The organism is Streptomyces sp. VRA16 Mangrove soil, from assembly GCF_017377775.1.
Taxonomy (GTDB): domain Bacteria; phylum Actinomycetota; class Actinomycetes; order Streptomycetales; family Streptomycetaceae; genus Streptomyces.
Window position 1 is genome coordinate 97,878 of record NZ_JAFVLN010000015.1, and the last position, 12,679, is coordinate 110,556.

Below are 12,679 nucleotides of genomic sequence, written 5' to 3' on the forward strand. Positions count from 1 at the left end.
GCCGTCCCAGATCGCCGATCTTCCGTGGTCCGAGCCATATCGGGGCCGGACCGCGAGATCGATTTCTCCGACGCGGGGAGCAACTGGGATGAGCAGGACGGGTCGTACGGACGAGGGCCGCGGCAAGGCCGGCAGTGTGCTGTCGGGCATAGCCGTGGCCCTCGGCTGTGTGCTGTTCCTCGGCGGATTCGTCTGGGGCGCGGTCGTGTACCAGCCGTACACGGTGCCCACCGACTCGATGACGCCGACGATCGGCGCGGGCGACCGGGTCCTCGCGCAGCGCATCGACGGCAGTGAGGTCAAGCGCGGCGATGTCGTCGTCTTCCAGGAGAAGACCTGGGGCGACATGCCGATGGTGAAGCGGGTCGTCGGTATCGGCGGAGACAAGATCGCCTGCTGCACCGACGGCAAGCTGACCGTCAACGGCAAGAAGATCGACGAACCGTATCTGCCGGCCGGCAAGAACGCCTCGCTCACCGGCATCAAGAACACGACCGTCCCCGAGGGCCGGCTCTTCCTGCTCGGTGACGAGCGCAGCGGCTCCCTGGACTCCAGCGTCCATCTCGGGGACTCGGAGAACGGCTCGGTGGAGCGCGGCGCCGTGCAGGCCCGGGTGGACGCGGTGGCCTGGCCGCTGGACGGCATGCTGGCCAAGCCCACCGGCTTCGAGGAGCTGCCCGGCGGGATCTCGCAGCCCGGACCGCTGAAGTGGATGGTGTACGCGGTCGTGGCCGGCGCCGTCCTGGTGCTCGGCGGCGCGGCGTACGGCCCCATCGCGAAGCGCTCGCGGCGCTCGCGGACCCGCGCGGCGGAGCCGGTCCGTGCCTGAACTCGGCGGCGAACTGCGCAAGGTGGCCCGGGTCGTCCTGCTCGACCCTGAGGGTCGCGTGCTGCTGCTGCACGGGCACGAGCCGGGAGACACGGCGGACGACTGGTGGTTCACCCCGGGCGGCGGCCTGGAGGGCGACGAGACGCGTGAGCAGGCGGCGCTGAGGGAACTCGCCGAGGAGACCGGCATCACGGACGTGGAGCTGGGCCCCGTGCTGTGGCAGCGTGTCTGCTCGTTCCCGTTCGACGGGCGCCGCTGGGACCAGGACGAGTGGTACTTCCTCGCCCGTACGACATCCACGGTGCCCGGAGCGGGCATCAACGAGTCGGGCCTGACCGACCTGGAACGACGCAGCGTCGCCGGAGCACGCTGGTGGACGTACCGGGAACTGGCCGAGGCGCATGAGACGGTGTATCCGACCAGACTCGCCGAGCTGCTGAACCGGCTGCTCGACGAAGGTCCCCCGAGCCGGCCGCTGGTCCTCGACACGGAAATCGTCTAGAGGCCCCAGGGACTGGCGCACAATAGGGGGACGCACGGCTGAAGGGGAACATGCCATGAGCGCCGAGGACCTCGAGAAGTACGAGACCGAGATGGAGCTGAAGCTCTACCGGGAGTACCGCGACGTCGTCGGTCTGTTCAAATACGTGATCGAGACCGAGCGTCGCTTCTACCTCACCAACGACTACGAGATGCAGGTGCACTCGGTCCAGGGCGAGGTGTTCTTCGAGGTGTCGATGGCGGACGCCTGGGTCTGGGACATGTACCGGCCCGCGCGGTTCGTGAAGCAGGTCCGCGTTCTCACGTTCAAGGACGTGAACATCGAGGAGCTGAACAAGAGCGACCTGGAGCTTCCGGGGAGCTGAGCCCGCCGGGCGGTCTCCTGCCTTGCGCTGGTGCGGGCGGTCCCCTGGGCGGGTGGGGTCCCTGGGTGGGTGCGGGCGGTCCCCTGGGTGGGTGACGGAGTTATCCACAACCCGTAGGTAGTTCACCAAGATCCACTTCTGGTGCGTCCCTGCGTCAGCGTGGGCGTCGGAGGTGGTGCCGACGTGAACGCAAAGAGCGCACTGGGCAAGTACGGCGAGACGCTGGCCGCGAGGCGGCTGACCGAGGCCGGGATGACGGTGATCGCGCGCAATTGGCGCGCGGGCCGCACGGGCGAGATCGACATCGTGGCGCGGGACGGCGACGCGATCGTCGTGTGCGAGGTCAAGACCCGCAGAGGAGCAGGAGGTCCGGGCGCCGCAGGAGCCTTCGAGGACCCGATGGCCGCGATCACCCCGGTCAAGGCCCGACGGCTGCGGGAGCTCGCCGAGCGGTGGGTGCACGAGCACGGCGGAGCGCCGCCCGGAGGCGTGCGCATCGATCTCGTCGGCGTCGTGCTTCCGGAGCGCGGAGCGCCCCGCGTCGAGCACGTGCGGGGGGTGTCCTGATGGGGTTCGCGCGTACGTGTTCGGTGGCGCTGGTGGGCGTCGAGGGCGTCGTCGTCGAGGTGCAGGCCGATCTGGAGCCGGGCATCGCGGCGTTCACGCTGGTGGGGCTGCCCGACAAGAGCCTGGTCGAGAGCCGGGACCGGGTCAGGGCCGCCGTGGTCAACTCCGGGGCGGACTGGCCGCAGAAGAAGCTCACCGTAGGGCTCAGCCCGGCCTCCGTGCCCAAGGGCGGCAGCGGCTTCGACCTGGCTGTGGCCTGCGCCGTGCTCGGCGCGGCCGAGCGGATCGATCCGCGGATCCTCGCCGACATCGTGATGATCGGGGAGCTGGGGCTCGACGGCCGGGTGCGGCCGGTGCGCGGGGTGCTGCCGGCCGTGCTCGCCGCCGCCGACGCGGGCTACGAGCAGGTCGTGGTCCCCGAGTCCACGGCGGGCGAGGCGGCGCTCGTGCCGGGCATCTCGGTGCTCGGGGTGCGCAGCCTGCGCCAGCTCATCGCGGTGCTCGCCGACGAGCCCGTGCCGGAGGAGCCGGCCGAGGAGCACGGCCGCCCCGACCCGATGCTCGCCGGGCTGAGCATGCCGGGCAGCGGGGCCGGCACCGGCCTCGGCGGCCCCCTGTACGACGGGCACGGACTCGATCTCGCCGACGTCGTGGGCCAGATGTCGGCCCGCACCGCGATCGAGGTCGCCGCGGCGGGCGGCCACCACGTGCTGCTCTCCGGGCCGCCGGGCGCGGGCAAGACCATGCTCGCCGAGCGGCTGCCGTCGGTCATGCCGCCCCTCACCCGCGAGGAGTCCCTGGAGGTCACGGCGATCCACTCGGTGGCGGGGATGCTGCCCCCGGGCCGGTCGATGATCGACACCGCGCCGTACTGCGCCCCGCACCACTCGGCGACCATGCAGTCCCTGGTCGGGGGCGGGCCCGGGGTGGCCAGGCCGGGAGCGGTCTCGCTGTCCCATCGCGGGGTGCTCTTCCTCGACGAGGCGCCGGAGTTCGGCGGGCAGGCGCTCGACGCCCTGCGCCAGCCCCTGGAGTCGGGGCACGTGGTCATCGCCCGCAGCGCGGGAGTGGTGCGGCTGCCCGCGCGGTTCCTGATGGCGCTCGCCGCGAACCCCTGCCCCTGCGGACAGTTCCGGGTGCACGGGGGCGAGTGCGACTGCCCGCCCGCCTCGGTCCGGCGCTACCAGGCCCGGCTCTCCGGGCCGCTGCTCGACCGGGTCGACCTGCGGGTCGAGGTGGACCCCGTCACCCGCGACCAGCTCGCCGGGTACGGGCCGCGCGGCGAGAGCACCGAGGTCGTCGCGGGGCGGGTGCGGGAGGCCAGGGAGCGGGCCACGGCCCGGTACGCGGACACCCCGTGGCGGACCAACAGCGAGGTGCCGGGGCACACGCTGCGGACCCGGTGGCCCGCGGCGCCGGGCGCGCTGGACGAGGCGGAGCTGGATCTGGAGCGCGGCTTCCTGACCGCGCGCGGGCTCGACCGGGTGCTCCGCGTGGCCTGGACCGTGGCGGACCTCGCCGGGCACGACCGGCCCTTCGCCCAGGACGTGGCGCTCGCGCTGCAACTGCGGACCGGGATCTCGCGCGGGGCGCCGATGACGATCGGGGCCGTCACATGACGGGGCCGGGCGCCCCGAACGCGGTGCGTCTCGCGCGGGCCCGGCTGACCCGGATCCTGGAGCCGGGGTGGGAGCCGGGCGGCCGGTGGCTGCGGGAGTTCGGGCCGGTGGAGACGGTCCGCAGGATCGACGAGGGGGCACAGGAGCCGGGGCTGCCCGGGGTGCGGGCCGAGCGCTGGGCGGGCATCGTCGAGCGGGCCCGTCAAGCGCCACCGACGGAGCGGGACCTGGAGCGGGCCGGGCGGTGCGGGGCGCGGTTCGTGTGCCCGGGGGACACCGAGTGGCCCGGCCAGCTCGACGACCTGGGGGACGCGCGGCCGCTCGGCCTGTGGGTGCGGGGCGGCCCCTCCCTGCGGATGTGGGCGCTGCGCTCGGTCGCCGTGGTGGGGGCGCGGGCCTGTACGGACTACGGGGTGCGGATGGGCGCGAGCCTCGGCGCCGGGCTCGCCGAGCGCGGCTGGGTCGTCGTCTCGGGGGGTGCCTACGGGATCGATGCCGCGGCCCATCGCGGGGCGCTCGGGGCCACCGGCGCCACCGTGGCCGTGCTCGCCTGCGGTATCGACCGCACCTATCCGCGCGGGCACGAGCAGTTGATCGACCGGGTCGCGGAACAGGGGCTGGTGGTGGGGGAGTTGCCACCGGGCGACCATCCCACGCCGAGCCGCTTCATCCAGCGGAACCGGGTGATCGCCGCACTCACCAGAGGAACTGTGGTCGTGGAGGCGGCCTACCGCAGCGGCGCGCTCGGCACGGCCCGCTGGGCGGTGCGCCTGGGGCGCCATGCGATGGGGGTGCCGGGGCCGGCGACCAGCAGTGTCTCCGCCGGTGTCCACGAACTGCTGCGCAAGGAGGGAGTGCTGGTCACGGACGCGGAGGAAGTCGTCGAGCTGGTCGGCGAGATGGGCGAGCTGGCGCCGGAGCGGCGCGGGCCCGTGCTGCCGAGGGATCTGCTGCCGCCCGCCGCGGCCCGCGTGCTCGCCGCGCTGCCCGCGCGCGGGAGGAGGACGGCCGCCGAGATCGGGAGGGACGCGGGCGCGAGCGACGACGAGACGACCGGGCGGTTGTACGAACTGCGCTCGTTGGGGTTCGTCGAACGACACGGCGACGGCTGGCAGTTGACACGCCAGGCGATCCAGTCGGTCTTTCCGGAGGGCGGGGTTCCCTGACGCACCGTGTTGCGCCGTCCGGATGACCCCCCGATGGCCTTGGCAATTCCGGCAGTTGGCGTTCCGCCCCGATCGCGTTCGGAGCCGGAAGCGTCTGCGCAAGTCCCCCAACGGAACGTATCTGCGCACGTACGATCCCCTACCCTTCGCACACCGCGACACTCCAGTCACGCTACGCTCACCAGGATTCGGGTTCGTCACCTCAATCCAGAATCAGGCAGGCAGCTCGGTACCAGTCATCACCAGACGGGCAACACGGCATCTACACCACCAAAAAGATCTCAGCGACCCCCGCGACCAGAACCACGATCGGTACGCAGCAGAACGGCACAAGGCGGCGCATGCCACAGCACACCTCCGGGTCCGACCGGGCGGCGGTACCACCCGCCGCCCGCGGCTCCAGCGTGCGGCCTCCGGCTCCCTCCTCCCTCGAGGAGCTGTGGAGGTCGTACAAGGCGACGGGCGACGAGCGGCTGCGCGAGCAGCTGATCCTGCACTACTCACCGCTCGTGAAATACGTCGCCGGCCGGGTGAGCGTCGGGCTGCCGCCCAATGTGGAGCAGGCGGACTTCGTCTCGTCGGGCGTGTTCGGGCTGATCGACGCGATCGAGAAGTTCGACATCGGCCGGGAGATCAAGTTCGAGACGTACGCGATCACCCGGATCCGCGGCGCGATGATCGACGAACTGCGGGCCCTGGACTGGATTCCCCGTTCCGTGCGACAGAAGGCGCGCAACGTGGAGCGGGCCTACGCCACGCTGGAGGCCAAGCTGCGGCGCACTCCCACGGAGAGCGAGGTCGCCGAGGAGATGGGTGTGGGCCTGGAGGAACTGCACGCCGTTTTCAGCCAGTTGTCGCTCGCGAACGTGGTGGCGCTGGAGGAGTTGCTGCACGTCGGGGGCGAGGGCGGCGACCGGCTCAGCCTCATGGACACCCTTGAGGACCACGCCGCGGACAATCCTGTGGAGGTCGCAGAGGACCGGGAGCTGCGGCGGTTCCTGGCGCGGGCGATCAACACGCTGCCCGAGCGGGAGAAGACCGTCGTCACGCTCTACTACTACGAGGGGCTGACACTCGCCGAGATCGGCAACGTGCTCGGTGTGACGGAGAGCCGGGTCAGCCAGATCCACACGAAATCGGTATTGCAGCTGCGCGCGAAGCTGGCGAGTTTCGGGCGCTGAGGGCGCGGGTTCCACCGGTGATGGTGAATCGTCCCTGCCGTCTGTGACGCTCCCGTGGCGGGCGGCGCGTCCGTACAGTGGACGTGTGCCAAGGATTCGAGCGGCCTCTGTGGCCGAGCACCGGTCGATGCAGCGCGCTGCCCTTCTGGACGCGGCGCGCTCCCTGCTGTCCGAGGGCGGGACGGAGGCACTGACGTTCCCCGCGCTCGCGCAGCGGACGGGGCTCGCGCGGTCTTCCGTGTACGAGTACTTCAAGTCCAGGGCGGCCGTGGTCGAGGAGCTGTGCGCCGTCGACTTCCCGGTGTGGGCCGCCGAGGTCGAGGCCGGGATGGCGCGGGCCGCGACGCCCGAGGGCAAGGTCGAGGCGTACGTGCGCGAGCAGCTGGCGCTGGTGGGGGACCGGCGGCACCGGGCCGTCGTCGCCATCTCCGCGAGTGAGCTGGACGCCGGGGCGCGGGAGAAGATCCGGGCCGCGCACGGCGGGCTCGTCGCGATGATCGTCGAGGCGCTCGGGGAGATGGGGCACGAGCAGCCCCGGCTCGCGGCGATGCTGGTGCAGGGGGTTGTGGATGCGGCGGTGCGGCGTATCGAGCTCGGGGTGGCCGAAGTGCCGGACTCGATCGTGGATGCCGCGGTGAGCATGGTGCTGCGGGGTGTTCAGGGCTGAGCTCTGCTCGCCCGGCCCGCGCCGCAGCCGCCCCCCCGTCGGAGCGCTCACCCCATCGGACCGCTCACCCCGCGCCGGAGTGCCGCCTTGCCCACCCTGCCGCCCATGGCGGCAGATCGCCCAAGGCGGAGGCGAAGGCTGCGGAGGCGAAGGCTGCCGGGACGAGGGCTGCGGGGGCGGGGATGTTCCATACCGGTAGCAGGCGTGCCGGGGGCCGGTGCAAGGCCGATGGGTCCAGCAGGGACAGCGGGTCCAGGTAGGTTGCGCCTCTGCGCAGGCCCCAGTGGAGGCACGACGGGGCGGTGGGCGGGCAGTGGCCCGTCGGGAGTTCCAGAGTGCCGATCACCTCGCCCGCCGTGACCTCGGCGCCGGCCTTCACCGTCGTCGTGACCGGCTCGTACGTCGTGCGCAGGGGCGGGTCCCCGGTGCCGGTCAGATCCACCGAGACGACCCCACGGCCGGCCACCTGGCCCGCGAAGACGATCCGGCCCGCGGCCACCGCACGCACCGGGGCGCCGATCGGGGCCGCGAGGTCCACGCCGCGGTGGCCGGGACCGTAGGGCGTCGCGGGCGGGGACCAGGCACGTACGACCGCGGGGCGGTCACCCACGGGCCAGAGATCGGCAGCGGCGGCAGCGGTGGCAGCGGCGGCCGGGGTGCCTGTGAACACCGCCAGTAACAGCATCACGCAGAGTAGTTGTCGCATGGCGGAAATGATCCGCGAACCGACCGTTCCCGGGGGATCTTGGCCGGGAAACGTGGACTACCGGGCGGTTGTGGACAGCGGCGTCACCCGGTACCTCCAGGGTCCCGTACACTTCATGTGGCGATCCGGGCCACCGGATCGACTTCGCACGCCCCGACACCGGACCCTCAGGTTCGTGTCAGCGCCTTTCGGTCCCGTGCTCACGCACGAGGCAGGCGCGCATCGGGGCGTCAGGAAACAACCGAGAACACTCAGAGGAGTACGGCCATGGCCGTCGTCACGATGCGGGAGCTGCTGGAGAGCGGCGTCCACTTCGGTCACCAGACCCGTCGTTGGAACCCGAAGATGAAGCGCTTCATCTTCACGGAGCGCAACGGCATCTACATCATCGACCTGCTCCAGTCGCTGTCGTACATCGACCGCGCCTACGAGTTCGTCAAGGAGACCGTCGCCCACGGCGGCACGGTCATGTTCGTCGGCACGAAGAAGCAGGCGCAGGAGGCCATCGCCGAGCAGGCGACCCGCGTCGGCATGCCCTACGTGAACCAGCGCTGGCTGGGCGGCATGCTCACCAACTTCTCGACCGTCTACAAGCGTCTGCAGCGCCTCAAGGAGCTTGAGCAGATCGACTTCGAGGACGTCGCCGCGTCCGGTCTCACCAAGAAGGAGCTTCTCGTGCTCTCGCGCGAGAAGGCCAAGCTGGAGAAGACCCTCGGCGGTATCCGCGAGATGTCCAAGGTTCCCAGCGCCGTCTGGATCGTGGACACCAAGAAGGAGCACATCGCTGTCGGCGAGGCCCGGAAGCTCAACATCCCGGTCGTCGCGATCCTCGACACGAACTGTGACCCCGACGAGGTCGACTACAAGATCCCGGGCAACGACGACGCGATCCGCTCCGTCACCCTGCTCACCCGCGTGATCGCCGACGCCGTCGCCGAGGGCCTCATCGCCCGCTCCGGCGTTGCCGCGGGCGACCAGAAGCCGGGCGAGAAGGCCCAGGGCGAGCCGCTCGCCGAGTGGGAGCGCGACCTGCTCGAGGGCGAGAAGAAGGCCGACGAGAAGGCTGAGGAGGCCCCGGCCGCTGCCGAGGCTCCCGCCGCCGAGGCTCCGGCCGCGGACGAGGCTCCCGCCGCCGAGGCGCCGGCCGCGGACGCCGAGCAGGCCTGACCCGTACGGGATTCGGTTGCGTGAGTGAGACGGCGGGGGCCCGGTCGGCCCCCGCCGTTCACCCGTGACCGTGCGTCGTCTCCGTACGACCGCGGCCCACGGTCGCGAGCATCGGCGGAGTCGTCAGTCACTTCAGACTTCGTAGAGAGAAAAACAGGATCATGGCGAACTACACCGCCGCTGACGTCAAGAAGCTCCGTGAGCTCACGGGCGCCGGCATGATGGACTGCAAGAAGGCGCTCGACGAGGCCGAGGGCAACGTCGACAAGGCCGTCGAGGCGCTGCGCATCAAGGGCCAGAAGGGCGTCGCCAAGCGCGAGGGCCGCTCCGCCGAGAACGGTGCCGTCGTCTCCCTGATCGCCGACGACAACACCTCCGGTGTCATCGTCGAGCTGAAGTGCGAGACGGACTTCGTCGCCAAGGGCGAGAAGTTCCAGGCCGTCGCGAACGAGATCGCCGCGCACATCGCCAAGACGTCGCCCGCCGACATCGAGGCCCTGCTCGCCTCCGAGATCGAGGCCGGCAAGACCGTCCAGGCGTACGTCGACGAGGCCAACGCCACCCTCGGCGAGAAGATCGTCCTGGACCGCTTCGCGCAGTTCGCCGACGGCTTCGTCTTCGCGTACATGCACCGCACCATGCCCGACCTGCCCCCGCAGATCGGTGTTCTGGTCGAGCTGGACAAGGCTGACGCCGACCTCGCCAAGGGTGTCGCGCAGCACATCGCCGCCTTCGCGCCGAAGTACCTCTCCCGTGAGGACGTCCCGGCCGAGGTCGTCGAGTCCGAGCGCCGCGTCGCCGAGGAGACCACCCGCGCCGAGGGCAAGCCGGAGGCCGCGCTCCCGAAGATCGTCGAGGGTCGCGTCAACGGCTTCTTCAAGGAGGCCACCCTCCTCGGCCAGCCGTACGCGCTGGACAACAAGAAGTCGGTCGAGAAGGTCCTCCAAGAGGCCGGTGTCACCCTGAAGCGCTTCTCGCGCATCAAGGTCGGCATCTGAGTCCGTACCGCGACCGACGCGAGACCCGGATAGGGTCGACAGCAGTCGTCCGGGTACGCGCGCGCGTACGCGCCGGACGGCCGCAGATGTGACGAGGAGGCCATTGCCGCGCAGGGATGCGAAACACCCCACCGGCAATGGCCTTCTTCGTATGTGTGCCGAGCAAGAAGAGGCGAGATTTCCATGACCAGCACCCAGGCAGCCGACAAGGGCGACAAGAGCGACGACGGCAAAGGCGCGGGGCGCTTTCTGCTGAAGCTTTCCGGCGAGGCGTTCGCCGGTGGCGGGGGGCTGGGTGTCGACCCCGACGTGGTGCACGCCATCGCCCGTGAGATCGCGGCCGTCGTGCGCGACGGGGCGCAGATCGCCGTCGTCATCGGCGGCGGCAACTTCTTCCGCGGGGCCGAGCTCCAGCAGCGCGGCATGGACCGGGCCCGCTCCGACTACATGGGCATGCTCGGCACCGTCATGAACTGCCTGGCCCTCCAGGACTTCCTGGAGAAGGAAGGCATCGACAGCCGCGTCCAGACCGCCATCACCATGGGCCAGGTCGCCGAGCCGTACATCCCGCTGCGCGCCGTGCGCCACCTGGAGAAAGGCCGCGTCGTCATTTTCGGCGCCGGTATGGGCATGCCGTACTTCTCCACCGACACCACCGCCGCGCAGCGCGCCCTGGAGATCGACGCCGAGGCGCTGCTCATGGGCAAGAACGGCGTGGACGGTGTCTACGACTCGGACCCGAAGACCAACTCCGAGGCCGTGAAGTTCGACGCGCTCAGCTACGGCGAGGTCATCACCCGCGACCTGAAGGTCGCCGACATGACCGCGATCACGCTGTGCCGCGACAACAAGCTCCCGATCCTCGTCTTCGAGCTTCTTGCGACGGGCAATATCGCGCGCGCCGTCAAGGGTGAGAAGATCGGGACGCTCGTCGGCGAGCAGGGCACCCGGGCCTGACCCGCAGCCTCGTACCGTCCGTCCAGGGATGACCCCGGAGGGATGGACAATGTCCTGCCGGTCGGACACCGTGCAGGAAGACACGCGACCTAGCCGACCGCGCCCCGTGCCCGGCCGGGCCTCACTCAAGACACGCAGGAGCAAGTGGTGATCGAAGAGACCCTCCTCGAGGCCGAGGAGAAGATGGAGAAGGCCGTCGTGGTCGCCAAGGAGGACTTCGCGGCGATCCGTACCGGTCGTGCGCACCCGGCCATGTTCAACAAGATCGTGGCCGACTACTACGGCGCGCTGACGCCGATCAACCAGCTGGCCTCGTTCTCGGTGCCCGAGCCGCGGATGGCCGTGGTGACCCCGTTCGACAAGAGCGCGCTGCGCAACATCGAGCAGGCGATCCGCGACTCCGACCTCGGCGTCAACCCGAGCAACGACGGCAGCATCATCCGAGTGGTCTTCCCGGAGCTGACCGAGGAGCGCCGCCGCGACTACATCAAGGTCGCCAAGACCAAGGCGGAGGACAGCAAGGTCTCGATCCGCTCGGTCCGCCGCAAGGCCAAGGACGCCATCGACAAGGCGATCAAGGACGGCGAGATCGGCGAGGACGAGGGTCGTCGTGGCGAGAAGGAGCTCGACGACACCACCGCCAAGTACGTGGCCCAGGTCGACGAGCTGCTCAAGCACAAGGAAGCCGAGCTGCTCGAAGTCTGAGCGAGCGCGGAAGATCGAGGTTCGAGGAATCCGTGAACGACTCTTCCTGGGGGGCGCCGCAGACCGGGCCCGGGTACTGGGGCCCCGCCGATCAGGGCCAGGCGCCCGCGTACGGTCAGGGCCCCTCGTACGACCAGGGGCGCGCTCCGGCGGGTCCCGCGTACGAACGGCACGCGGTTGAGGAGACTCGGCCCATGCCCATCGTGCCCGATATGCCCGACGTGCCCGCCGGTGGCGGTGACCACCAGGACGACCGGGGGGCTGCTCGGCTGAGCGGTCCCCTGTTCCGCGACGAGGCGACCCCGCAGCCGCCGGAGGTTCAGCAGCCGGCGGCGCAGACCCCGCAGGAGCCCATGACCGGCGCAGCGCCGCACCCCGAGCCCAAGCCCCAGAAGAAGAGCGCGGGCCGGGATCTCGGGGCGGCCATAGGAGTCGGTGTCGGGCTCGGCGCGGTCATCATCGCGTCCCTGTTCATCGTCAAGGCCGTGTTCGTCGGCGTGATAGCGGTCGCCGTCGTGGTGGGCCTGTGGGAGCTGACCTCGCGACTCGACGAGCGCAAGGGCATCAAGGCGCCGCTCGTGCCGCTCGCCGTCGGCGGCGCGGCGATGGTCGTCGCCGGGTACGTCCGCGGGCCCGAGGGCGCCTGGGTTGCGATGGCGCTCACCGCGCTCGCGGTCCTGGTGTGGCGGATGACCGAGCCGCCCGAGGGCTATCTGAAGGACGTCACGGCAGGCGTCTTCGCGGCCTTCTACGTGCCCTTCCTCGCCACGTTCGTCGCCATGATGCTCACCGCGGACGACGGGGCCTGGCGGGTCCTGACGTTCCTGATCCTGACCGTGGTCAGCGACACGGGCGCGTACGCGATCGGCTGGCGGTTCGGCAAGCACAAGCTCGCGCCGCGCATCAGCCCCGGCAAGACCCGCGAGGGTCTGCTCGGCGCGGTGCTGTTCGCGATGGTGGCGGGCGTGCTGTGCATGCAGTTCCTGATCGACGACGGGACCTGGTGGCAGGGCCTGGTGATGGGTGCCTGTGTCGCCGCGTCCGCGACGCTCGGCGACCTCGGCGAGTCGATGATCAAGCGGGACCTGGGCATCAAGGACATGGGCACGCTGCTGCCCGGTCACGGCGGCATCATGGACCGGCTCGACTCGCTGCTGCCGACGGCGCCGGTCGTGTGGCTGCTGCTGGTGCTGTTCGTCGGCTCCGGCTGATCTTTCTGTTCCGGGCAGATTTTGCCGGTCACGTACGGGC

The 12,679-nt window shown here is 70.7% G+C and carries 14 protein-coding genes; 13 read left to right on the top strand and 1 reads right to left on the bottom strand.

Translation table 11 applies throughout. The features are described 5' to 3' along the window. The first annotated feature begins 88 nt into the window (after positions 1 to 88). The 8 genes from lepB (at position 89) to J3486_RS32490 (ending at position 6,895) form a co-directional block, all read left to right on the top strand. On the top strand, positions 89 to 829 hold the full coding sequence (gene lepB, locus J3486_RS32455; protein WP_207826839.1) for a signal peptidase I: 741 nt from the start codon (positions 89 to 91) through the stop codon (positions 827 to 829). Then, positions 822 to 1,331, top strand: a complete 510-nt coding sequence (locus J3486_RS32460) for an NUDIX hydrolase (protein ID WP_207826841.1) — start codon at positions 822 to 824, stop codon at positions 1,329 to 1,331. Before lepB ends, J3486_RS32460 begins: the two co-directional genes overlap by 8 nt. A gap of 55 nt (positions 1,332 to 1,386) precedes the next feature. Then, positions 1,387 to 1,695, top strand: a complete 309-nt coding sequence (locus J3486_RS32465) for a DUF2469 domain-containing protein (RefSeq protein WP_005311352.1) — start codon at positions 1,387 to 1,389, stop codon at positions 1,693 to 1,695. A 183-nt stretch (positions 1,696 to 1,878) separates the two neighbouring features. Further along, positions 1,879 to 2,262 carry a YraN family protein gene (locus J3486_RS32470; protein ID WP_307805025.1) on the top strand — a complete coding sequence of 128 codons (384 nt, stop codon included), beginning with the start codon at positions 1,879 to 1,881 and terminating at the stop codon, positions 2,260 to 2,262. After that, positions 2,262 to 3,881: a YifB family Mg chelatase-like AAA ATPase gene (locus J3486_RS32475; RefSeq protein ID WP_207826846.1), complete on the top strand. Its 1,620-nt coding sequence runs from the start codon at positions 2,262 to 2,264 to the stop codon at positions 3,879 to 3,881. Before J3486_RS32470 ends, J3486_RS32475 begins: the two co-directional genes overlap by 1 nt. Continuing rightward, positions 3,878 to 5,047 (top strand): DNA-processing protein DprA, encoded by a 1,170-nt coding sequence (gene dprA / locus J3486_RS32480; RefSeq protein WP_207826854.1) that lies wholly within the window; start codon positions 3,878 to 3,880, stop codon positions 5,045 to 5,047. Before J3486_RS32475 ends, dprA begins: the two co-directional genes overlap by 4 nt. A 341-nt stretch (positions 5,048 to 5,388) precedes the next feature. Next, positions 5,389 to 6,228, top strand: a complete 840-nt coding sequence (gene whiG, locus J3486_RS32485; RefSeq protein ID WP_207826857.1) for an RNA polymerase sigma factor WhiG — start codon at positions 5,389 to 5,391, stop codon at positions 6,226 to 6,228. Positions 6,229 to 6,337: 109 nt separating this feature from the next. Then, on the top strand, positions 6,338 to 6,895 hold the full coding sequence (locus J3486_RS32490; protein WP_207827131.1) for a TetR/AcrR family transcriptional regulator: 558 nt from the start codon (positions 6,338 to 6,340) through the stop codon (positions 6,893 to 6,895). A 64-nt stretch (positions 6,896 to 6,959) separates the two neighbouring features. On the opposite strand, the gene J3486_RS32495 is transcribed toward J3486_RS32490, so the two are convergent. Next, positions 6,960 to 7,580 (bottom strand): murein hydrolase activator EnvC, encoded by a 621-nt coding sequence (locus J3486_RS32495; RefSeq protein ID WP_374194798.1) that lies wholly within the window; start codon positions 7,578 to 7,580, stop codon positions 6,960 to 6,962. A 288-nt stretch (positions 7,581 to 7,868) separates the two neighbouring features. On the opposite strand from J3486_RS32495, the gene rpsB reads away from it, so the two are divergent. The 5 genes from rpsB to J3486_RS32520 all read left to right on the top strand — a co-directional run bounded on the left by rpsB (position 7,869) and on the right by J3486_RS32520 (position 12,639). Further along, positions 7,869 to 8,768 carry a 30S ribosomal protein S2 gene (rpsB, locus tag J3486_RS32500; RefSeq protein ID WP_207826861.1) on the top strand — a complete coding sequence of 300 codons (900 nt, stop codon included), beginning with the start codon at positions 7,869 to 7,871 and terminating at the stop codon, positions 8,766 to 8,768. A 161-nt stretch (positions 8,769 to 8,929) separates the two neighbouring features. Further along, positions 8,930 to 9,766, top strand: coding sequence for a translation elongation factor Ts (gene tsf, locus J3486_RS32505; protein ID WP_207826863.1), 837 nt, complete (start codon positions 8,930 to 8,932; stop codon positions 9,764 to 9,766). Between the two features lie 183 nt (positions 9,767 to 9,949). Further along, positions 9,950 to 10,723, top strand: coding sequence for a UMP kinase (gene pyrH, locus J3486_RS32510; RefSeq protein WP_207826865.1), 774 nt, complete (start codon positions 9,950 to 9,952; stop codon positions 10,721 to 10,723). 147 nt (positions 10,724 to 10,870) lie between these two features. Continuing rightward, on the top strand, positions 10,871 to 11,428 hold the full coding sequence (gene frr, locus J3486_RS32515; protein WP_207826867.1) for a ribosome recycling factor: 558 nt from the start codon (positions 10,871 to 10,873) through the stop codon (positions 11,426 to 11,428). A gap of 32 nt (positions 11,429 to 11,460) precedes the next feature. Further along, positions 11,461 to 12,639: a phosphatidate cytidylyltransferase gene (locus J3486_RS32520; protein ID WP_207826874.1), complete on the top strand. Its 1,179-nt coding sequence runs from the start codon at positions 11,461 to 11,463 to the stop codon at positions 12,637 to 12,639. Positions 12,640 to 12,679: the final 40 nt, after the last annotated feature.